Here is a 23,136-nt window from a genome sequence, read left to right as displayed (position 1 = left end):
TTTTTTGTCTACATATCGTGAGATTAAATCTCATCATTAGCTTAAAAACATAACTTCTACTTTCGCTAATTAATTGTACGGGTATAATAGAGGTAATTTTTTGCGCAAAGTTAATATTTGAGTCATTTATGTTTGAAAATCTTTCCGATCGTTTAACGAAAACACTAAAAAATATCAGTGGCCGTGGTCGCTTAACAGAAGACAATATAAAAGACACTTTACGTGAAGTACGGATGGCCTTATTAGAAGCTGATGTCGCTTTACCGGTTATTCGCGATTTTATTGCCAAAGTAAAAGAAAGTGCTGTTGGGCAAGATGTTTCTAAAAGCTTAACGCCAGGTCAGGTTTTTGTAAAAATTGTTCGCACTGAACTTGAAATGGCGATGGGTGAAGTTAATGAAGCCCTTAACCTAAAAACAGCGCCGCCAGCTGTTGTGTTAATGGCCGGCTTACAAGGTGCCGGTAAAACGACCTCTGTTGCTAAGTTAGCTAAATTTTTAACTGAGCGTGAAAAGAAAAAAGTGCTTGTGGTGAGTGCTGATGTTTATCGCCCCGCAGCGATTAAACAACTGGAAATGTTAGCCACTGAAATTAATGTTGGCTTTTTCCCAAGTGACATTAACCAAAAGCCTATTGATATTGCCAACGGTGCGATTGACCACGCGAAGAAAAACTTTTTTGATGTCGTTATTGTGGATACCGCCGGGCGTTTGCATATCGACGGCGAAATGATGGCTGAGATCCAACAGTTACACGCCGCCATTAACCCCATTGAAACCTTGTTCACGGTTGACGCCATGACAGGTCAAGATGCGGCTAATACCGCTAAAGCCTTTAATGATGCTTTACCATTAACCGGTATTATCTTAACCAAAACTGACGGTGATGCCCGTGGTGGTGCGGCGTTATCTATTCGCCATATTACCGGTAAACCCATCAAGTTTATGGGGGTTGGCGAAAAAATTGAAGCCTTAGAGCCTTTTCATCCAGACAGAATTGCTTCTCGTATACTGGGTATGGGCGATGTACTTTCTTTAATTGAAGAAGTAGAGCAAAAGGTTGATCGCAAACAAGCTGAAAAATTAGCGAAAAAAGTAAAAAGTGGCAAAGGTTTTGATTTAGAAGACTTTCGTGACCAACTTGTGCAAATGAAAAGCATGGGTGGCATGATGGGCATGATGGATAAATTACCCGGTATGGGTAATATGTCGGAACAAGTTAAAGGCCAAATGGATGACAAAGTGACCATTCGCATGGAAGCTATGATTAACTCGATGACCAAAGCCGAACGACAACGCCCTGACGTTATTAAAGGTTCACGCAAGCGTCGTATTGCTGCCGGTTCGGGTACGCAAATACAAGACGTCAATAAATTGCTTAAACAATTTACTCAAATGCAAAAAATGATGAAAAAAATGTCGGGTAAAGGCGGCATGCAAAAAATGATGCGCTCAATGAAAGGCATGATGCCTCCAGGTGGTGGCATGGGCGGCGGTATGCCGGGTCGCTAACCTGTTAAGCTAAATCATATTTTGAAACCAAAAAAGGTAGCATATTGCTACCTTTTTTGGTTTCTACACTTTTCTTTTCTATTCTATTCTAGAATTGCATGACAGGAATTTGTTATAAACCACTGCTCTAATCTATGATTTTTCTTTACTCAATGTGGGTCATAGCGGCTAAATCAAGCGCTTTTATTTTTAAATCTTAAGTACGCTTTAACCGCATTGATATTTTTTCTATTAAGTATTCTATTACCGAGGGCCGTTAGCATTGAGCCTAACACCACAATGCTGGCTCCGATATAAGCGAGTGCATTCAACTGTTGTGCTTGGAATGTTGTTGGCCAAATTTGCTCAGCGATAGTGGCAAACAACACGGTAAGTAAGGGTGTTATCGCCAAGGTTGCACTCACTTTGGCGGTTGACAAATATTCTAATGACTTGGCAAAAGTGCCATAGGCAATGAGGGTGTTAGCGCAGCAAAAAAGTAACAAAAGTAATGCGCTATCATCTAAAGACTTTATTTTTTCCGGGCTTGCCAAGGGTAAGAAAAACAGGGCACTTAATAAGTAAATACACCACATTATTTGGTTTGAGCTGTAATAACGTAACATTTGTTTTTGCATGATCGCATAGGCCGCCCAAGTTATTGCCGCCCCAAACATAATGATAAAGCCAAGTAAAAAATCATGGCTATCAATGCCACTGCTATTAATAAATTGTTGATTAAAAAACAATAACAAACCTGAGATAAGTACCAAAGAGCCGACCATTTGACCACGACTAAAGTGTTCCTTCATTACAACAACACTGCCAACTAACATGAAAAAGGGCGCCATTTGAATAAGCATTTGTGCAGTTTCTACTGGTATATAGTGCAATGAAACCAGATACAGTATGTAGTTAAAACTCAACAGAATAGCAGCAAGCAATAGTCGTTTCATGACGCTAGTTTGCTGCAGTGCTGAGTTAGGTATTTTTCTGGTTGCTGATAAAAATAGGGTCACAAAAAATGCAGCGAACACGAAGCGATACCAAGTAATAGTATAAGCGTCCATTAGTACTAAAACAGATTTTAGCGCTAATGGCAGTAATCCCCACATAATAGCCGTGGTCATCGCTAGCATTAATCCTTTTATACTGGTGTTTGCGAGCTGAGTCATAGTTTTCGCCGGCTAGAAAGAGTGAATTAAAGCGCGGGTATATGGCGCTTGGTTTTGCAGACGTGGATTATATCGTTATATTGCTAACACGGGTAACTAATTTGCGAAATAATTCATCCAAGGCTAGCTTTAGGTTGCTTTGTCAACAGAAAAGCGTAATATACGCGAGCTTTTCTGTTGCTTAGTCGACGGAAATGTCTGGGAAATTCGTTTTAACACTTAAATTATATAGAGGACGATATGGTTACCATTCGTTTAGCTCGTGCCGGCGCAAAGAAGCGTCCATTCTATCAGGTTGTTGTTGCAGATAGCCGTAACTCTCGCGATGGTCGTTTCATCGAGAAAGTTGGTTTTTTCAACCCTACAGCGCAAGGTCAAGCGGAAAAATTACGTTTAGACTTAGACCGTGTCAACCATTGGGTTGGTCAAGGTGCAACTGTATCTGATCGTGTGGCCAAATTAATTAAAGATGCTAACAAAGCAGCTTAATTTAATTGGTAGGTTTTAGGAGTTTGTTGTGGAAGTTATTGGTAAAGATGTCACTTTAGGTAAAGTAGGCGCAGTCTACGGTATCAAGGGTTGGTTGAAAATTCATTCATTCACAGATGACCAAGAAGCCATTCTAGACTATTTTCCTTGGTCTTTAAAATTAGGGGATAAGATTCAATCAGTAGATATTACCGATTGGCGCAAACATAACAATGGTCTTGTGGTTAAAGTTGCAGGTATTGATGATCGCGATGTAGCACAAAAGCTCGTGGGTTCAGAGATATTTGTCAGCGAAGAGGCGTTATCAGACTTACCTGAAGGTGAGTTTTATTGGCGTGATCTAATCGGCATGGCAGTAGTTACTGACAAAGGTTACGACCTAGGTCGGGTTTCCGACATAATGGAAACGGGCGCTAACGACGTACTGGTTGTTAAAGCTAATCTGAAAGATGGCTTTGGTAAAAAAGAAAGGTTAATACCTTACTTAATGGACCAAGTTATACTTTCGATAAGCGCTGAAGATAAACAAATTTGTGTTGACTGGGACCCAGGTTTCTAACTTGAGTAAGAGTGTATTAACAAACATGCTTAGTGATAAGAAAATGTGGATTGGGGTGATAAGCCTTTTTCCCGAAATGTTTGACGCAATTACTGAGTATGGGGTGACAGGCCGAGCGATACGTAATGGTCTAATTGAGTTTCATAAGTGGAACCCAAGAGATTTTACTCATGATAAACATCGCACTGTGGACGACCGACCTTACGGTGGCGGCCCAGGGATGCTTATGATGGTTCAACCATTACGTGATGCTATACAAGCTGCAAGAAAAGCTGCAGATGAAGATAGCAGCCCTGATCTTATTAAAGAAAAGGGTAGAGCGAAGGTTATTTATTTGTCGCCGCAAGGACGGAAATTGGACCAAGCTGGTGTACGTGAATTAGCACAACATGACCGACTGATATTTATAGCAGGACGTTATGAAGGTATAGACGAGCGACTAATAGAGTCTGAAATTGACGAAGAATGGTCGGTCGGCGATTATGTATTAAGTGGTGGGGAATTACCTGCTATGAACATAATCGATGCCGTAGCACGCTTTGTGCCTGGAGTATTAGGACATCAACAATCAGCTGAGCAGGATTCATTTTCTGACGGTTTATTGGATTGTCCACATTACACTCGGCCAGAGGTTATGGACGTTTCGGTAAACGAAGCAAAGTCTGTTCCTAAAGTGCTATTAAGTGGTAATCACGAGCATATAAGGCAATGGCGCCAATATCAGTCGTTAGAAAGAACTTGGACTAGAAGACCGGAACTTTTAACTAACCTAGCTCTGACAGCAGAGCAGCAAAAAATGTTAATTGCCATTAAGGCTGATAATAAAAATGCTGCTGATGACTGTGAAACCTAGGAAGAAGGTATTATGAGTAATATTATTAAGCAGCTCGAAGCCGAGCAAATGAGAACAGATGCACCAGACTACCGCCCAGGCGATACAGTTGTGGTACAAGTAAAAGTTACAGAAGGTGAAAAATCACGTCTTCAAGCATTTGAAGGTGTTGTAATTGCTATTAAAAACCGCGGCATCAATTCTGCATTCACTGTTCGTAAAACTTCGAACGGTGTTGGTGTAGAGCGTGTATTCCAGACACATAGCCCAATCGTTGACTCAATTGCAGTCAAACGTCGCGGCGATGTACGTCAAGCTAAGCTATACTATTTACGCGAGCTATCTGGTCGTAAAGCACGTATTAAAGAGAAATTGGGAAAAAGATAATTCCCCTTTAATACGCGTATTGTTAGTTAGTTTGAGAAAAGCCTGTTTGGGAAACCAAATAGGCTTTTTTGTGTGTTTTTTTTACTTATCGAGCAGCTGTAACGTTAGCAAAAGCTACAATAAAAGCAGGGAATACCTAGCCATAGCCGTGCCTGAGCCAGCGACTCTAGGTTTATTTTCGTTGTTATTGTGTTTTATGTGCTTAGGCAAGTACAGAAAACAGTCAACACTGGTTTTATTTTAACGCCTCAACACTTTCTAGGCTTTATTCTATCTTCTTGATTTAAATGTCTTGTTTATTTTTAAAACGTTATTATGCCGTATTTTAAACCTTCCTATTAGACTTATTCCATCTCAAACTTATATAAATAATTCATGAATATTCGACTTAAGTGGTGTGTCCCATCGCGAAAAGTTAGGCTATTATGTTGGTAAGTTAAAAAGTTGATCGATAGTTGAATGAGGTTTTGCTTCGACGTCTCAACAAGCCATTAAATAACAAGATTTCAAGGATTAAGCATGCAAAAACTAAAAAGCCATTTTCCCGTATTAGCGCAAGCAAAAGCCCACACCTATATTGATGCAGCGAAATACGACGCAATGTACAAGCAGTCGATTGAACAACCTGATGTTTTCTGGGCTGAGCAAGCTGAACAGTTCCTTGATTGGTATAAGCCTTGGGACAGTGTTTCAGATGTTGACCTTAAATCTGCTGATATCAAATGGTTTTCTGGTGGTAAATTAAATGTTAGTTACAACTGTATCGATCGTCATCTAGTCAGCAAAGCTGATGATATCGCTATTATTTGGGAAGGTGATGACCCTAGCGAAGATAAAAAAATAACCTATCAAGAGCTGCATGATCATGTCTGTCGTTTTGCTAACTTACTAAAAGCACGTGGCGTGAAAAAAGGCGATCGTGTCTGTATTTATATGCCAATGATCCCAGAAATTGGCTATGCCATGTTAGCTTGTGCCCGCATAGGTGCCGTGCATTCAGTGGTATTTGGTGGTTTCTCTACTGAAGCTATTCGTTCACGTATCGCTGATGCTGACTGTAAAGTCGTTGTGACCTCGGATGAAAGTCTTCGAGGTGGTCGCGTCATTCCATTGAAAGTCAATGTTGATGCAGCCGTTGCTGAATGTCCAAATGTTCACTCAGTTATTGTTGTGCAACGCACAGGTGGTGATGTGGCGTGGAATGATAAAATTGATGTGAATTACCAAGAAGAAGTCGCTAAACTTCCTGCAGTTTGTGATCCGGAAGTGATGGACGCTGAAGACCCACTCTTTATTTTATATACCTCTGGTTCAACAGGCACACCTAAAGGTGTGTTACATACTTGTGGTGGCTATCTACTTTACGCCGCTATGACCCATAAATATGTTTTTGATTACAAAGACGGTGAAATTTATTGGTGTACGGCAGACGCAGGCTGGATCACTGGCCATTCGTATATCTTTTACGGACCGTTAGCCAATGGCGCAACCACACTGGTTTTTGAAGGTGTGCCGACTTATCCTGATGCGAGTCGTTTTTGGCAGGTGTGCGATAAGCACCAAGTCAATATTTTTTATACCGCACCAACCGCTATTCGCGCCTTGATGAGTGTTGGTGATAGCTTTGTTGAAAAAGCGGATTTATCATCGTTACGCCTTTTAGGTACGGTAGGTGAACCGATTAACCCAGAAGCATGGCATTGGTATTATGAGGTTGTGGGTAAAAGTAATTGTCCTATTGTTGATACATGGTGGCAAACAGAAACGGGTGGCATTTTAATTACCTCTTTGCCAGGAGCGGTTGATATGAAACCAGGGGCAGCAGGTAAACCGTTTTTTGGTGTTAAACCCGCACTTTTTGACAAAGATGGAAATACCCTTGAAGGCGCAAACCAAGGCTTATTAATGATGACAGGCAGTTGGCCTGGTCAATTACGCAGTGTTTATGGCGATCATGATCGCTTCTATCAAACCTACTTTAGCCAATATCCAGGTAATTACTTTACCGGTGATGGTGCTAAGCGTGATGAAGACGGTTTTTATTGGATCACCGGTCGTGTTGATGATGTGTTGAATGTTTCTGGTCACCGACTAGGTACGGCTGAAATTGAGAGTGCTTTGGTATTGCACCCTGCAGTTGCTGAAGCCGCTGTTGTGGGTTATCCACATGAAATTAAAGGTCAAGGTGTTTATGCTTATGTCACTTTAATGAGTAATGCGACAGAGTCAGATGAGTTATTGCGTGAGTTAACCGAGTTTGTGGCGAAAGAATTAGGCCGTTTTGCGAAACCTGACTACATTCAATACGCGCCAGGACTGCCTAAAACCCGTTCAGGTAAAATTATGCGTCGTATTTTACGCAAAATTGCTGAGAATGATGTAGATACCTTAGGTGATACCTCTACCTTGGCTGATCCCGCGGTTGTCGAGAACCTAGTTAAAAATCGTATTGTGCATAAATAAAATTGTCTATATAAAAAATTAAGAAAAAAGCGCCATTTGGCGCTTTTTTTATGTCATATATTTGATAATAGGGCTGTACGTGAGTAAATTATAGTGTAATATAAATGATACAAAAAAAGTAAACTTTATTTTACAGCAAGAAGGGCGTAAAGAATGTACAATCTGCAGTATCGATATTATTACCTCCCATACTTTAACTAGTTGCTCTTCTCGTCGCATTACTATTGGTAGAAATAGTGGTTAGCCAAAATACTTTACTTAACACTCACAATTATTGTTCCATATTTAGGAAAGAATCATGTCAAAAAATACCTTAACGGCGTCAGACGCCAACCAAATACCTAAAAGCAGGTTGAACGATATTCACGTCAATGCGGAAGATGTCTTAATTACCCCTAATGCTTTACGAGAAGAGTTACCGCTGCCAGAAGCCGGACGTGTTTTTGTTAAAAATGCTCGCCAAATTATTGCTAATATTATTCACAAAAAAGATCATCGCTTATTAGTCATTGCCGGCCCCTGTTCTGTACATGATCTTGAAGGTGCTAAAGCTTATGCAAGACAACTGAAAGAATTACACGATAAATATCAAGACAGTTTATACATTGTTATGCGAGTTTACTTTGAAAAACCGCGCACTACGGTCGGCTGGAAAGGTCTGATTAATGATCCGCATATGGATGGTTCATTTGATGTGGAAACTGGCCTTCGCAAGGCTCGTGCATTATTGATTTACTTAACCGAGTTAGGTTTGCCGTTGGCGACTGAAGCACTAGATCCAATTAGCCCACAATATTTAGCTGAGCTATTTAGTTGGTCGGCTATTGGTGCACGCACCACAGAGTCACAAACGCACCGTGAAATGGCCAGTGGCTTGTCGATGCCGATTGGCTTTAAAAATGGTACCAGTGGTGGTCTTGGTGTTGCTATTAATGCTTTGCAGTCAGCAGCCTCTTCACATCGTTTCATGGGTATCAATCGCTTAGGGCAAGTGGCACTGATTAAAACTTCTGGCAATCCTGACGGTCATGTCATTTTGCGTGGCGGCAAAAAGCCTAACTACGATGCGGTTAATGTCGCTTTATGTGAAGAAGAACTGGCCAAACAAAATTTAGAGCCGGGTATCGTGATCGATTGTTCGCACGGGAATTCTAATAAAGACTACCGTCGTCAACCTTTAGTGGCTGATAATGTTTTTGATCAAATCTGTGCCGGCAATAAGACTATTATTGGTATTATGTTAGAGAGTAATATAAATGCGGGTAATCAAAGTTCAGAGTTACCCATTGACCAGCTGAAATATGGCGTTTCTGTGACAGATGCTTGTATCGATTTTGAAACTACAGAGCAGCTTATTTCAGCGGCGAGTGCTAAACTTGAAGTGGTTTTAAAACAGCGGATTAATTCAACCGTTAGTGAATAGGAATAAGCAGCTACAATGAACAACGAACTTACATTTGAGCAAAGTTTAGGTGTGTTACGCGATGAAATTGACGATATTGACGGTCAATTAGTGGCATTATTGGCAAAGCGTCGCCTTGTTACCACCAAAGTGGGTTTATTAAAAAGCGCCGCGGGTATGCCAATTTTTGCCCCTGAGCGTGAAGCAAGCTTATTAAAGGTGCGTCGACAGCAAGCCATAGATGCTGGTTTGTCGCCAGAATTAATTGAAGATATTCTGCACCGCTTGATGCAAGATTCATATGTCAGCCAAGATGCTAGTGGCTATCGTTGTGTCAATCCTGATTGCAAAAAAGTCATTGTCATTGGTGGTAAGGGGCAATTGGGACGCATTTTTGTTGATTTATTTACTCGTTCTGGCTATCAAGTACAGGCTTTAGAGCAAGCTGACTGGCCAAATAGTGCTGATATTTTAGCCGAGGCGAGTTTGGTCATTGTTGCTGTGCCGATTCGATTAACGACTTTGGTTATCCAAAAATTAGGCTCTTTGCCTGAAGACTGTATTTTGGCAGACGTTACCAGTATTAAAGAAGCGCCAATATATGAAATGATGAAAGTACATGCTGGCCCCGTGGTTGGATTACATCCGATGTTTGGTCCTGATGTCACCGGTTTAGTTAAGCAAACTATTATTGCTTGCGAAGGACGCTTTCCACAACAGTATCATTGGCTACTAGAGCAATTTAATGTTTGGGGGGCAAAAATCCATCCGGTTGAAGCACACACACATGATCAAGCCATGTCTATGGTGCAAGTCATGCGACATTTCTCAACCATAGCTTATGGTTACCACTTAATGACTGAAGGCGCTGATATAGCGCAATTGGTGGAGATGAGTTCACCTATTTATCGTTTGGAGTTGATCATGGTCGGGCGTTTGTTTGCTCAAAACCCTGAACTTTATACTGATATTATTTTCGCTAATCAAGACAATATTGCTATGATGAAGCGCTTTGCCTATCGATTTTTAGCATTACTTGAAGATGTGCAATCAAATGATAAAGCCGCTTTTACTGAGACGTTTTCACAGGTCGCTGATTACTTTGGTGATTATGCTGATATTTTTATGCAGGAAAGTAAAGTGATGTTGGCAAAAGCAGACCAACTAAAAAAATACTAATCAAGGAATGAGATGAGAAAATTTGTGGTAACGCTATCCAGTATTATGCTTGTTGTTGTTTCTGGCTGCGCCAATAGTCAGGCAGAAAAAGCGCCGATGACCCTTGGTGAAATTAGCCAACAGCAACTGATGGCGAATCATAAATTTTTCCAGCAAGGTTATCAGGCATCGCAACTGTCTGCGCTTGAAATTACTGAAATTAACCGTTGGCCAAAAAATTTACACGTAGACGTTTACTTTGGCTCTTGGTGCCATGACAGCGTGCGTGAAGTGCCTAGGTTTTTAAAAATAGTGGCTCAAAGCCCAACGCTTTCAAATCGCTTAATTGCCCTCGATTATGCAAAGTCAGAGCCAAGCGGCTCAGCTAAAAACCAGGATATAAAATATACTCCCACTTTTATTGTTTATCAAAACGATAAAGAAATTGGTCGTATTATTGAACGTCCGAAAGTGTCATTAACCGCTGATATCTCAGCGATGTTATAGCTTAGTTTACAATGTAAGTATGAGTATATAGAGAAAAAATCGCCGATGAATTATATTCTCTGCGATTTTTTTGATCATGGCTTACTTTTTTGATAATAGCTTAATTGGTCATAGCTTAATTGGTCATAGTTTAATTGGTCATAGTTTAAGTAGTAATAGCTGAATGGATAAGTAGGCTTTATAGCTTGTCGTTTGATTATCCCCGTTTACTCATTAAAGCAAAAAATACCGTTATGATTACACGACTATAAGGTATAGCTGTGCCGGCTTAGCAGAGGGTGAGTTAAAATATTACAATAGGTATGGATCCATTGCATGGCAATGAAAGTAAGTGATTGAAATTTTAGATGTTTTTGACGAAGCTGTTGCTTTTTACACTGTTATATATTGCGAAGAGTAACAGCTTCAAGTTAAGAACAGGCGCATGTTGGCCAGTGACTTAAGGGTTTATCAAGCTAAAATTTGATGGCGATTCCGACCGCAATTGAACTATCTATCCAGAGCGAATCGCTAAAGTTTGCGCTACAAATATCCTGCTGGCAAAACATGGCGTCATCCTCATCAATTAAGGTGGCATAGGCGCGTAGTTCGGTCACTAAGGCCACTTGCTGAGAGACTTCATAGCGAGTACCAACGGCGACACTGGCAGAAGGATACAGTTCTTCACTACCCTGTTCGGCATCGAAATAAGCACCACCTAGCCCTAAACTCAAAGTCGTTACATAGTTTTGCTGACGGTACAAAGCGATGCCATTAAAATGTGCATAAGTGATATCTAGCTCATTATTAGCTTGATTTTCGCCAATAAAATCATGACTAACACGGTTCAAAAGTATCTGGCCTTGGCCATTAACATTTGCTTGCCACGCTATACCAACAGCCATGTTATTGCCAGAGTCAATATTGATATCGCTATTGTCACTGGTAACCAAGTCAGGACCGTATATTTTACCGAACATAACGCTGAGCTCTAATGGCTTTGCTATAGCGGCATGTGATGACAACAAAATGCAAAGCATTGCTAGTAGGGTTAATCGGCTATTTACTTTCATTACAAGGTGTCCTGTGATTTGTTGTTTTTTGTAAACTCAGCCAAATGTAGTGGCTAATTCTGACTAATTTTGGCTAGTTTTGACCAATTTTGGCTGAGTTTTAAGACCACTAAAAATTAAGACTAACCAAATAAGTCAGTCAGTTTTTTCTTAGCTTTTTCTTCCAGCTTCTCTTTCAATTTCTCTTTAGCACTGTCGGTTAACTTTTTCTTTTGCGTGGCTTTTGCTTGTTGCCAAATTTGAGATAATGCTTGTTTAACAATCTCGGCACCGAGTTGGCTTGCAGGCAAACCAGTTTCACCACCGACATTATTTAATGTGATATCTGGTAACGTGGCACTATGTGCTTTATTACCAAAAGCACTTAAATCAAGTGTTAGCGCCGTGCCAGCAAGGATAATTTTACTGACTTTTATTTTAGGCTCTTCACCCGTATTAGTGTCGGCAGCACTTGCCTCAGCTTCAGGGGTATTACGCTTGATAGCATCGAGAATATCTTTAATATTAGAGCCACCGGTTTGGGTGAACTGGACAAATGCTTGCGGTGATTTGATGATGATCGCATCAATAATAATAGGTGATGAGGCTAAACTTTCTAAATTAATATCAAGCGTTACTTCCTCTAAAGCGAAAGCGTTTGGTTGGCTATAAGTTTTAGGGTTGGCTAAATTAATACCTAAAATACTACCTGCGCCGCTAGCAAGCTTAATATCTACGGTTTTTACGGTAACCGTTTGTTCAGTGACTTTGCTGCCCACCGTTTCAATTTGACCTTTAATGTAGCCATTAAGTGAGCTTCCTGCTAAAAACCAAAGAGCACCACCACTAAGTAATAACAAAACAATAATAATTGAGGCTATAATTTTCACGAGTTCAATCCTTAAAATGTAAAAATGAAGCATCGCGCATACTCGCTATACTTCATTTGGTTTATGTCTTATTAAATTATATCTTAATAAGTACAAAGTTAAATATTTTTTCTAATTTGCGACCAAAGCCTTAAATCCTAGGCTAAGTTGTCTCCAGTGCTGTCAGTATCTAAGTTATAATAATGTTACTGTAATTTACTCAATTTTAGAGAGTTTTGTTTATGTCTACTGCCATTGGTCGTCGCTTACCTTTGTTATTACTGGTTGGAATGTTAATTGCCTTAGTTGTTTATTTACAATGGCCTGAAAAGACCTCCAACAACGAAAAGTATCAACGTGTTGTCGCAGTAAAAACGGCTAAAATCGATCTCGTTGATTTTAATGATTCCGTCGAGGCCATTGGTACGACACGAGCGAATGAGCAGGTGTACATTACCAGTAAATATTCAGATGTTGTTGCTGAAGTTCTATTTCAAGATGGCGAAACGGTTAAAAAAGATGACATTTTAGTACGGCTAAATAGCGAAGAGGAAGCGGCTAAAGTCGAAGAACTTCAGGCTAATCTTGCCGAGTCTGTCGCGCAACTCAATCGTTTTCAAGATTTGTACAAACAAAAAGCCACCGCTAAGTCGCTGGTTGATCAACAAGAAGCAAAAACTAAGGCCATTTCAGCACAACTACTCAGTGCCAGAATAAAGCTAGCGGAACTTACTATTACAGCGCCATTTTCAGGCATCTTAGGCTTTCGCGAAATTAGTCTCGGTGCGTTAATTAATGTTGGCGATGTGATCACCAGTTTAGATGATCTGAGTATTATTAAAGTTGATTTTTCAATTCCAGAGCGTTACTTAACTACCGTAGCGATTGGTCAGCGCATAGAAGCGAACAATATAGCTTATAAAGACAAAGTATTTGTTGGCAAAGTCACCTCGATAGACTCTCGCATCGACAGTGTCACACGAACCTTAAAAGTACGTGCAAAAATTAACAATGCTGATAATCAGTTACGTGCGGGCATGTTGTTAAATTTGCATGTGGTACGCAAAGTTGAGCAAATATTACAGATACCCGAAAGTGCCATTATTCCGATTGAAGACCAGCATTTTGTTTTTGTTGTTGAAGCGGGTAAAGCCATTAAGAAATCGTTAGATATTGGTCGTCGCTACCGTGGTTTTGTTGAGGTTATTGGTGGTCTAGAAGTGGGCACAGAAGTGGTTGTCGAAGGCGCCTTAAAATTACGTGATGGTACTAGTGTCAATACCATAGGGAATAAATCGTGATTTTATCTGACCTGTCAGTTAAGCGCCCTGTCTTTGCCACAGTAATTAATTTACTCTTGATCACTTTTGGTATTGTCGCTTTTTTAACCCTACCCCTTCGAGAGTATCCTGATATCGACCCACCGGTAGTGAGTATTAATACCTCTTATCCTGGCGCGTCTGCAGCCATTGTCGAAAGTAAAATCACGCAAATACTGGAAGATCGAATTAGCGGTATTGAAGGGGTTAAATCCATCAACTCTTCTAGCCGAGTGGGCCGTTCTAATATTTCAATTGAATTTGAACTAGACCGTGATATTGACGCCGCGACAAATGATGTGCGTGACAGAATTTCGCGCGCGTTAAACAACCTACCAGAACAAGCTGAACCGCCTGAAGTTTCTAAGGCAAATGATGATGAAAGTGCCATTGTTTGGTTTGTTTTACAAAGCGAGGTAATGAGCACATTACAGCTAACTGATTACGCCGAACGTTATATTGTTGACAGGTTTTCTGTGGTTGATGGTGTAGCACGCGTGCAAGTTGGTGGCGGTAGAACCTATGCGATGAATGTGGTGTTAAACCGAAAGGCAATGGCCGCTAGAGGTATCACTGTTAATGATATAGAACAAACCCTACGTGCTGAAAATGTTGAATTACCGGCGGGAGAAGTGGAATCAATCGACCGAGATTTTTCGATTCGTGTTGAACGTAGTTATCTAACCGAAGATGACTTTGCCACTATGGTGGTCGCGCGTAATGATGATAAATCATTGGTCTATCTGGGTGATGTGGCTAAAATTGATTTAGCGGCGGAAGATGAAGAAAACATGTTTCGTGGTAATGGCAAAAATATGGTGGGTTTGGGCATCATTAAACAGTCAAAAGCCAATACCCTCGAAGTAGTTAAAGCGGCGCGAAAAGAGATGATGTCGATTCGTGGTGGCTTGCCAATAGGTACCACGATCACTAATAGCTATGACTCATCAGTGTTTATTCAAGGCTCAATTGACGAAGTGTATAGCACACTAGCTATTGCCATGATCATGGTGGTATTAGTTATATTTTTATTTTTGGGTAACGTTAGAGCAACACTTATTCCAGCCGTTACCGTACCTGTGGCGCTAATTGGTTCCATGATGGTGCTATCGTGGTTTGGTTTTTCAATAAACTTATTGACCCTACTGGCCATGGTGCTAGCCATTGGCTTGGTTGTTGATGATGCCATTGTGGTACTGGAAAATATTTACCGCCGTATTGAGCGCGGGCAAACCCCGTTGCTCGCGGCATACGAAGGCGGGCGAGAAGTAGCGTTTGCGGTTATTGCGACCACCTTAGTGCTAGTTGCGGTGTTTGTGCCGTTAATCTTTTTATCAGGTAATGTCGGACGATTATTCACCGAGTTTGCTATTGCGATTGCGGCAGCGGTTATTTTTTCTAGCTTAACGGCATTATCGTTAACACCAATGATGTGTTCAAAAATGTTAAAACATAAGGAACGTAGCTCATCGTTTGGTCAAAAGTTGGATCGAGGTTTTGCTAAGTTTGAAGCGGCTTATGGGCGTTCGTTAAAAGCCAGTATCCATCAACCCCTGATGATATGTATTGTGATTATTTTGTCGCTATTTGCGGTCTACAGTTTATTTAATCAATTACCTTCAGAGTACACACCAAAAGAAGATCGCGGAAACTTCTTCGTCATGATGAGTGGTGCAGAAGGGGCAAGTTATGAAAATAACGTTAAAAATATGCAGCAAATAGAAGAAGCATTACTCGTGCACCAACAAAGTGGCGAGCTTGACCGAGTGCTTGTACGTGTGCCAGGTTTTGGTGGTTCGGGTGGCATTGCTATTGTGGGTATGCCCGCTTGGAAAGATCGCATTACAGATACCTTTGAATTTATTAATAAAATAAATGGTGAACTCGCTAAAGTAACCGATGTTAGAGCGTTTGCTATGATGCGCCGAGGCTTAAGTGGCGGCGGGTCTTCATCACCGGTTGAATTTGTCTTGCAAGGTAACACCTATGAAGAGTTAGCAAAGTGGCGTGATATTATTATTGCTAAAGCGCAAGAAAACCCCAATCTGCACAGTATTGATAGTGACTACAAAGAAACCTATCCACAATTACTGGTTAATATTAATCACAACAGAGCCTTCGACTTAGGCGTGTCGGTGGGCGATATTGGCCGCACCCTTGAAACTATGTTGGGTCAACGCCGCGTGACTAACTTCGTTGAGCGCGGTGAAGAGTATTATGTGGTGGTTAAAGGCGAGAAAAATGATTTTTCAAACCCTAAAGACATTGATAATATTTTTGTTCGCTCCACGGTCAGTAATAAATTGGTGCCCTTATCAAACTTGATCACGATAGAAGAGAGTGCCACATCGTCGCAACTCAATCGTTTCAATCGCCTGCGCAGTGTCACTATTAGTGCTAACTTAGCCACAGGCTATGCCTTGGGTGATGCCTTAGCGTTTTTAAATACCGCGGTTGCTGAACATTTGCCTGAACAAGCGCAAGTGGCCTACAAAGGCCAGTCGCAATTATTACAAGAATCAGGTAACTCTATCGCCTTTATTTTTGTTTTGGCCTTAGTGATAACCTACCTAGTATTGTCAGCCCAATTTGAGAGCTTCATTCATCCTTTTGTGATTATGTTAACTGTGCCATTAGCTTTAGTTGGCGCTTTAGCCGGCCTGAAACTGATGGGAATGAGTCTGAATATATACAGTCAAATTGGTATTGTGATGTTAATTGGTTTGGCGGCAAAAAATGGTATTTTAATTGTTGAATTTGCCAATCAGTTACGTGATAAAGGCATCGCCTTTGAAGAAGCATTGATCACTGCCGCCACGCAACGCTTAAGACCTATTGTGATGACCACATTCACCACAGTCACCAGTGCTATCCCATTAGTGCTTGCGGTGGGGCCTGGCGCTGAAAGTAGAATGGTGATCGGCGTGGTGATCTTCGCGGGTGTATCATTGGCCAGTATTTTTACTTTATTTGTTGTACCTGGGGCTTATTATTGGCTGTGCCGCAATACCGGCTCACCACAAGTGATCACTAAAGAAATTGAGCACCAGCAAGCTCAAGCTGCTATAGAGAAAATGTAGTTATATCAGTTGAATTAAAGCAGTGAGCCATGATAAGTAAAGACAAATAGTTAAGAGTCAGGCGCTTGATTAAGCAATCACTGGCTATTGTGATGGTAAGCAAGATAGTGCTTGCCTGTTTAGGCTATCTTAAACGATCGATTATTTATTTCAATTGCTACTCAATAGCGCCAGTCTCAAAAAGTCCCTATAGCAGTAATGTTATAGGGACTTTTCTACATTTAAAGCAGAGTAAACTTAATCATACCAATCTCACTAATTATCTGATCATTTTTACTGCGTATAAAGTAGACCACCTAATTAATGAAATTGGTATAACCCAAACACTGAGGCTAAATTGCTGCTGACTATTTTTTGTATAAAAACCAGACGTCTTGATTAAAAACTATACTTGGGATATAAGTAGGGAAAATAATAATAATAAATTTGGGAAATATTGATGTTTAAGGTTAATAAAAAACTTTGGTCTTTTAATTTTGGTTGCCTAATTGCGGGTTCATTAATTTGGTTGGTTCAAATCGGTAATTGGGCGCCAGTACCCAGCATACTTCACCCTCATACTGATTTTATGCTTGATTATTACCCTGGTGCAGTGACGGCTATTACCGCAAGTATCGTCAGTATATTGTTACTGTTTTTTATGCATAAAGGTTTTAAATTATGTGCCAGTGAACACACTTTTTGGCTATTATTACCAACAATGTGCTTTATTAGCTTAACCTTGTTAATGGGGCAGTTTATGTTTTCAGCCCTTATGTTCGCCGCTATGCCAATATTATTTATCTTAGTGTTTAGTGCTATTATTTTTCGACTAAAAAATCGCAAACTACTAGTTATCTAAACTGAACTGAGATTAAGCGGTAGAGTGTGATAAGCATTGAGAGGCAAGCATTTAGAACTAGGCATTTAGAACTAAGTATTGAGAACTAGGCATTTATAAAGTAGATGTATTAATCAAGGGCAGTTTATCTGCCCTTGATTATGTTAAGCATTAGCGCTTATATGAGTGCGCTACTTGGGACACTGGTTGGGCTAATGTGTTCGATAGGGTAACAACCTAGAATTTTAATGAAATTTGTTTGTTCAGTGATTTGACTAATCGCCTCTTGTAAAGCTAAGTGCTTCAAATTGGCTTCTACATCGACATAAAACATTTCTTCCCAAGGTCGCCCTTGAATTGGGCGAGACTCAAGTTTGCACATGTTAATGCCTTTGTTTTTCAGTACCAGTAGGCACTCGACTAATGCACCAGGCTTTTGGCCAGTGGCAATAATTAAGGTGGTTTTTGCTGGAATTTGCTCTGCAACCTCAATAGGTTTACGCGCCACTAAAATGAAGCGACTGTGGTTTTCAATTTGGTTGGCTATCTGTTTTTCCAACGCCTGAAGTTGGTATAAGTTACCGCCTTCTTCGCTACCAATAACCGCAACACTCTCGTCTTGCAATTGATAGACTTTAGCCATGGCGTCAGCCGTACTCTCACAGTATTCAATGCGAATATCACTTTGTTTATCTAAAAAGTTACTACATTGCGCAAATGGCTGACCATGGGCATAAATGGTTTTGATTTTATTAAGTTTGGTATTTACGGCGGTCAGTAGGCAGTGCTCAATAGGTTGAGTTATTTCGCCAACAATCGACAAGTTGGTATGTTGCAGTACGTCATAAACTTCATTAATGCTGCCTGAACTGGTGTTTTCTATTGGCAACATGCCATAGTCAACCGAGCCAGATTCAACTTGCTGCATAATCTCAGCAAAACTCTGGCAACCGCTTTCAATAATTTTTGCTGCACGGCGAGAAAAATAACGATGGCTTGCTAAGTAACTGTAAGAACCTTTATCACCAAGAAAAGCGACACTAACTGACGGCTCTTGTATATTTGGATTGGCTAAGGTTTGCAGGTAAGCCTGCTGATTAAGCACGGAATCTTCAATAATGGTTTGAAACACACTGGTCACGTAATGCGCATCTAAGCCTAGTTTTTTACCTTGGGTGATCAAGCGGATCAGTAACTCTTGTTCGCGCTGTTGGTCTCTTACTGGACGAATGAGATGAGCTTTGCTTTTCGCAACATTTAAAGTAAGGGCGCGGCGTTCAGCAAATAATGCCAGTAGTTGCTGATCGAGTTGGGTAATTTTTTCACGTATTTTATTTAAATCTAATGCTTCGTTCACCGCGTTTTCCTAATAGGTAGTTATGAGTTTATTCGCTTTTATTATCATATTCTGCGAGTTATTTATTACTGTTACTTGTTGCGACCACTAAAACTAAAAAACCTCCATTAGGAGGTTTTTAGTGAATGCCAAAACCTAAAGCGCGCTCAGAGAACTGAGAGAAAGAAAGTGTTAAAGAAAAAGGCTAGTTTTGTCATTTGCATAGCTTTACTTTAGCCACCATCACACCAGAGTACAACCGTTTCTTTATGCCAATTTTTATCTAAAGGGATAAAAAAGGCTTATCAGCAAGAATTTTGACCAAGACACCGCGAATAACTGATGTCTAATAACTTAAACGTGATAGCTAATCACTGTTATCTGTCAGTTAAATACATTGATAGATAATAGTGAAAGAACTCACGATGCCAACCCCCCATATTAATGAACGTATGACGCCGATATTCATTAAATAGGCAATATTGTAAAGCACTCTGGCAACAATATGGGTAATAGCGAGTTGCTGGATAACAACGCCAGTGTTTTGTGTCGCTATGGCTAACAAGACGGCAGGGGCGAAGATAAGCAGCGATTCAAAGGCATTTTGATGTGCGGCAAAAGCTCTAGCGCCAAAGCCGGTTAGGTTAGCTTGTTGAGCACGAGGGTGATTGTTGTTGTAACCGCCCATCTTATGCATGGCAATTGCCACCGGAATTTTGGCAATAAAAGGTAATAGGGCGGCGATAAATAAACAAATAATTAAGGTGGTCATTATTGTTCCTTGGTATGTTGATAGTTTGGGTTACTTTGCTTGGCTTCACTTCACTAATAACTGAGTAAAGTCAGTGTGTACTTGCTTGGGCCGGGTAAAAAGCTAGAGGCTTGACCTTTTATCCAACGCTCATGTCCTAAACCATAATATGGACTCCAAGGATGACCTGATTGACTGGTGGGCATATGAAAAATGCCACTTTCTTCGTGTCCAGGAGAAACCACCATGCGCTGCGAGGCACCAAATGATTGTCCTTGTACTCTTGGCATGTAGCTATCACCGGGTAATTCTACTTCAGGCATATCAAGCCATTGGCCAATAAATGGCACAGCACGACTTAATGGGTGCTGAATTTTGCTGATATTTTGTTTACCCCAAGTGGCGTTCGCCAGTGTACTTGATTCGGTCATTTGACTGAGTGTTGTCTCAAGGCTAGCTTCAAATAAGGCCGGCCAAGTTTCATGACTACGCCAGAGAAAGTTCTCGGGTTGCTGATTGATTAACTGCCATAATGGCGTTTCTATTTGGTGACGTATACTATGAAAACTGTAACTTTTATCAAGCTTGGTCATATTTTCATTGAAAATTGTAAACACTTGCTCTCTGACGGCTAAGCGAAAATTTCTGATCAGGCGATAGGCAACAGAATCTGTGCTTGCTGACAAATGTTCAACGTCGATAATTTTCTTCACTTTATACCAGTCATGATGCTTAGCCAACATGGCGTCAGTAAGTACATCAGACAAGATAAATCTTTGCCAACGTAATAAAAATTTAGCGTGGTTATCAAGGGCAATATCGAGTAAAGCTTTTTCATCAAACGATGCTTTAGCCTCAAGATTTTGTTTTATTTGTGAAGACCGCGCACCGATGGCATAGCCGCCATTACCGACTTTGTTCAACATATCGCCACCAATAACCCGTGAATTTGCTGTCCATAAGCGCGAATTATCTGGGTTGATGACTTTGGGATACGCTTCAGCTGGCAAAAGTCCTAACCATTTATTTTCGCCATTGGCCCAAGATGTCGGTGTTTCACCAAAATTTGCGCTGCGTTGTGGGATCGGCCCCATTATGGTCCAGCCAATATTACCTTGCTTATCGCCCACCATTAAGTTTTGTGCTGGTAAGCCGGCACGAGCCGCAATAGCAAAGGCCTGCTCTACATTGGTAGCGGTTTCAAATTCAACAATAGCCATGTTAACCGCGGCTTTGTCGTGAGCAATCCAACGATAGGCAAGTAAATCGCCTTGAGCATTTTCACCGATCACAGGTCCCCAAATGGTATCAGTTACCGTTATGTCGACCGCTTCTTGATCTTTTACCGCGATAATTTGTTTACGTTTGATAAAGTTCTGGTAGCCATCAGGCGTTAAGTATTGGCTTTTATCGGCATTGGTTTCAAGAATGATGACATCGCTCCAGTCGCCATAACTGTTGGTAAAGCCCCAAGCAATATGACCGTTGCTGCCAATAATAATGTTGGGTGTGCCAGGCAATGTTGCGCCAGTGACTTTTACGGCCGTATTATCGACACTTTGATATTCAAAAGAGGCTCTAAACCAAGTGTTTGGGACCCGAATGCCCAAATGCATATCGTTGGCAACCATAGCGCTGCCAGTTGAACTGATATTACCGGCAATAGCCCAATTATTTGAACCTGGGAACTCTTCATTTAAAGCTGCTTTTTCTCTGGCCAGTGGTGAGGAAAACCCGTCAGCTATCAGCGGGTCTAGCGCTTGATGCTTTAGCAAAGCCGCCATACCTTCACTCGAAGCAGAAGGCCACGCTGCTTTTGGTAATGGCGATGCAGGAAACTCAGTGCCATCTATAGCCGCATCCCAACGACTGCCTTTAGGGTTAAGAAAAGCATACACTTCAGTGCTTAAGAGCGAATGCATTAAGCCTAGGGTTCGTTCGCGCTTTCCGTCTTGATACTGTAAGTCGATATACATACTGAGTACGGTTAAAATGGTATCTTCTTCTTGCCATTCGACGGGTGCTTGGCGTAGTAGTAAATATTCAAATGGTGGCGCTTTAAGGTATTTTAAGCCCTGATTTACCCCGCGGGTGTAGGCTTTTAGTAGGTCTAAATCTGCGGTTGATAATTGTGACACTATGTTAGTAGCGCGTTCACGAAAACGATGGCGGCGAATGTCACTGTCATAGGCTATTGCGGCGTCACCAAATAGGCTGGCAAGTTCGCCAGCTGAATTTCGGCGTAATAAATCCATTTGAAAAAAGCGTTCTTGAGCATGAACAAAGCCTGTGGCGATGGCGATGTCTAAGCGATTATCTGCTTTGATGGTGACAATACCTTGCGAGTCTCGCTCTACAATAGTACTGGCAGATAAGCCATAAAGTGTTTGCTTACCGTCTAATTGTGGTAAGGCACTGTCGATTTGACTGTATATCCAAGTACTCAAAGTCGCGATAACTAAGAAGAGAATAAATAGTATGCCGATCAGCGTATTTTTTAAATGTTTCATTAGGCTTAGCAAAGTAAACAATTTCGATAGCGTAGAGTACCTTAAAACAAATGAAGTTTGAATCTTGATGATTCGCTAAATTCATCCTAACCATAGATTACAGTTACATAAAGAGATACACATATATACATTTGGTAAAATCCGATGCTTGGCTGAAATTGCCTTGCTGATTTTATTTGATGTTACACTCATGCTATTGGTATTCAGATGTATGGGTATTCAGATGGTTTACCAACAAAAGGGTTAGGATGATGGTAGAGATGAAATTAAAATGACGAGTTGCGCAAATAATAATTTTGCCATCATAGTGTTGGCAGCAGGGCAGTCGTCTCGTTTAGGTCAGATGAAGCAATTAATTAATATCCACGAACAAAGCTTAGTTGAATGGCAATTAGCGCAAGCTTTAAAGGTGACAAGTCAGGTCTATTGCGTTTTAGGTTTTAATGCCAGGCAAGTTCAAGCGCGTATTGACCATCTCCCCATCAAGACTATTATTAATAGCAAGTTCTCAGACGGCATGGCGTCATCGATTGCTGTTGGTGTTGCAGGACTAGCTGCTGATATAAAAGCGGTTATGATCGTATTAGTTGACCAATGGCAGTTAACTTCAGCTGATTTGATTCGTCATCAAGGTTATTGGCAAGCTAATCCTCATGCTATTGTTGTTGCACAAGACTTAAGGGCAGTTGCGTCAAACGAAAAAGAAAACATTGGCCCGCCGGTGATATTTTCTCAAGACTATTTTACTGAATTAACCCAGTTAACAGGTCAGCAAGGGGCAAAGCCGCTGCTAGCGCAATACCAAAATAAATTATTAAAAGTACCACTCGCGCATGCGTTTATTGATATAGATACACCAGAGCAATTAAAATACATGGTTAAAAAGCTTGGTATTAATACATAACATCACTAGCTAACGCTAGGCTTAATCAAAGCAAGATTAACCAAAACAAGGTTC

The 23,136-nt window shown here is 40.8% G+C and carries 19 protein-coding genes and 1 pseudogene; 14 read left to right on the top strand and 6 right to left on the bottom strand.

What is annotated here, in order from left to right; all coding sequences use genetic code 11:
- Positions 1–128 precede the first annotated feature (128 nt).
- Positions 129–1,511, top strand: a complete 1,383-nt coding sequence (gene ffh, locus H4J41_RS04105) for a signal recognition particle protein (RefSeq protein ID WP_182136032.1) — start codon at positions 129–131, stop codon at positions 1,509–1,511.
- Between the two features lie 173 nt (positions 1,512–1,684).
- Here ffh and H4J41_RS04100 read toward each other — a convergent pair whose 3' ends face one another.
- Positions 1,685–2,665, bottom strand: a complete 981-nt coding sequence (locus H4J41_RS04100; RefSeq protein WP_182136031.1) for a DMT family transporter — start codon at positions 2,663–2,665, stop codon at positions 1,685–1,687.
- 240 nt (positions 2,666–2,905) lie between these two features.
- Between H4J41_RS04100 and rpsP the strand changes: the two genes are divergently transcribed.
- The 9 genes from rpsP (at position 2,906) to H4J41_RS04055 (ending at position 10,462) form a co-directional block, all read left to right on the top strand.
- Positions 2,906–3,154 carry a 30S ribosomal protein S16 gene (gene rpsP, locus H4J41_RS04095; protein ID WP_146879194.1) on the top strand — a complete coding sequence of 83 codons (249 nt, stop codon included), beginning with the start codon at positions 2,906–2,908 and terminating at the stop codon, positions 3,152–3,154.
- A 28-nt stretch (positions 3,155–3,182) separates the two neighbouring features.
- Entirely contained in the window at positions 3,183–3,713 is a 531-nt protein-coding gene (rimM, locus tag H4J41_RS04090; RefSeq protein ID WP_404842448.1) for a ribosome maturation factor RimM, read from the top strand.
- Between the two features lie 43 nt (positions 3,714–3,756).
- Positions 3,757–4,566, top strand: a complete 810-nt coding sequence (gene trmD / locus H4J41_RS04085; RefSeq protein ID WP_182136079.1) for a tRNA (guanosine(37)-N1)-methyltransferase TrmD — start codon at positions 3,757–3,759, stop codon at positions 4,564–4,566.
- 12 nt (positions 4,567–4,578) lie between these two features.
- Complete coding sequence (rplS, locus tag H4J41_RS04080; protein WP_182136030.1) at positions 4,579–4,932, top strand: 50S ribosomal protein L19; 354 nt, start codon at positions 4,579–4,581, stop codon at positions 4,930–4,932.
- Positions 4,850–5,176, top strand: coding sequence for a PEP-CTERM sorting domain-containing protein (locus H4J41_RS17800; protein WP_404842449.1), 327 nt, complete (start codon positions 4,850–4,852; stop codon positions 5,174–5,176). The genes rplS and H4J41_RS17800 overlap by 83 nt, the downstream gene beginning before the upstream one ends.
- Before the next feature lie 275 nt (positions 5,177–5,451).
- Complete coding sequence (gene acs, locus H4J41_RS04070; RefSeq protein ID WP_182136028.1) at positions 5,452–7,395, top strand: acetate--CoA ligase; 1,944 nt, start codon at positions 5,452–5,454, stop codon at positions 7,393–7,395.
- 298 nt (positions 7,396–7,693) lie between these two features.
- Positions 7,694–8,818 (top strand): 3-deoxy-7-phosphoheptulonate synthase, encoded by a 1,125-nt coding sequence (locus H4J41_RS04065; RefSeq protein ID WP_220460948.1) that lies wholly within the window; start codon positions 7,694–7,696, stop codon positions 8,816–8,818.
- A 15-nt stretch (positions 8,819–8,833) separates the two neighbouring features.
- Positions 8,834–9,976: a bifunctional chorismate mutase/prephenate dehydrogenase gene (tyrA, locus tag H4J41_RS04060; protein WP_182136027.1), complete on the top strand. Its 1,143-nt coding sequence runs from the start codon at positions 8,834–8,836 to the stop codon at positions 9,974–9,976.
- Positions 9,977–9,988: 12 nt separating this feature from the next.
- A complete protein-coding gene (locus tag H4J41_RS04055) occupies positions 9,989–10,462 on the top strand; it encodes a thioredoxin family protein (protein WP_182136026.1) in 474 nt (157 codons plus the stop codon).
- A 455-nt stretch (positions 10,463–10,917) separates the two neighbouring features.
- On the opposite strand, the gene H4J41_RS04050 is transcribed toward H4J41_RS04055, so the two are convergent.
- Together H4J41_RS04050 and H4J41_RS04045 are read right to left on the bottom strand one after the other, a co-directional pair.
- Positions 10,918–11,514: a hypothetical protein gene (locus H4J41_RS04050; protein ID WP_182136025.1), complete on the bottom strand. Its 597-nt coding sequence runs from the start codon at positions 11,512–11,514 to the stop codon at positions 10,918–10,920.
- A 122-nt stretch (positions 11,515–11,636) separates the two neighbouring features.
- The gene (locus H4J41_RS04045; RefSeq protein WP_182136024.1) at positions 11,637–12,383 is read right to left on the bottom strand and encodes a hypothetical protein; all 747 of its coding nucleotides are present in this window, start codon (positions 12,381–12,383) and stop codon (positions 11,637–11,639) included.
- Positions 12,384–12,604: 221 nt separating this feature from the next.
- On the opposite strand from H4J41_RS04045, the gene H4J41_RS04040 reads away from it, so the two are divergent.
- The 3 genes from H4J41_RS04040 to H4J41_RS04030 all read left to right on the top strand — a co-directional run bounded on the left by H4J41_RS04040 (position 12,605) and on the right by H4J41_RS04030 (position 17,602).
- Complete coding sequence (locus H4J41_RS04040; RefSeq protein WP_182136023.1) at positions 12,605–13,663, top strand: efflux RND transporter periplasmic adaptor subunit; 1,059 nt, start codon at positions 12,605–12,607, stop codon at positions 13,661–13,663.
- Complete coding sequence (locus H4J41_RS04035) at positions 13,660–16,761, top strand: efflux RND transporter permease subunit (RefSeq protein WP_182136022.1); 3,102 nt, start codon at positions 13,660–13,662, stop codon at positions 16,759–16,761. The genes H4J41_RS04040 and H4J41_RS04035 overlap by 4 nt, the downstream gene beginning before the upstream one ends.
- A 439-nt stretch (positions 16,762–17,200) precedes the next feature.
- On the top strand, positions 17,201–17,602 hold the full coding sequence (locus H4J41_RS04030) for a hypothetical protein (RefSeq protein ID WP_182136021.1): 402 nt from the start codon (positions 17,201–17,203) through the stop codon (positions 17,600–17,602).
- A gap of 160 nt (positions 17,603–17,762) precedes the next feature.
- Here the strand turns inward: H4J41_RS04030 and pheA are convergent.
- The 3 genes and pseudogenes from pheA to H4J41_RS04015 all read right to left on the bottom strand — a co-directional run.
- A pseudogene (pheA, locus tag H4J41_RS04025) lies at positions 17,763–18,938 on the bottom strand (prephenate dehydratase); the annotation flags it as partial.
- Positions 18,939–19,305: 367 nt separating this feature from the next.
- Positions 19,306–19,689, bottom strand: a complete 384-nt coding sequence (locus tag H4J41_RS04020; RefSeq protein WP_182136019.1) for an MAPEG family protein — start codon at positions 19,687–19,689, stop codon at positions 19,306–19,308.
- 53 nt (positions 19,690–19,742) lie between these two features.
- Entirely contained in the window at positions 19,743–22,178 is a 2,436-nt protein-coding gene (locus H4J41_RS04015) for a penicillin acylase family protein (protein ID WP_182136018.1), read from the bottom strand.
- 271 nt (positions 22,179–22,449) lie between these two features.
- Between H4J41_RS04015 and H4J41_RS04010 the strand changes: the two genes are divergently transcribed.
- A complete protein-coding gene (locus tag H4J41_RS04010) occupies positions 22,450–23,082 on the top strand; it encodes an NTP transferase domain-containing protein (RefSeq protein WP_182136017.1) in 633 nt (210 codons plus the stop codon).
- The last annotated feature ends 54 nt before the right edge of the window (positions 23,083–23,136 follow it).

The sequence above is a fragment of the Colwellia sp. MB3u-45 genome (assembly GCF_014077005.1).
Classification (GTDB): Bacteria; Pseudomonadota; Gammaproteobacteria; order Enterobacterales; family Alteromonadaceae; genus Cognaticolwellia.
Note: the sequence above shows the minus strand (reverse complement) of the source record. Positions and strands in the feature narration are given on the sequence as shown.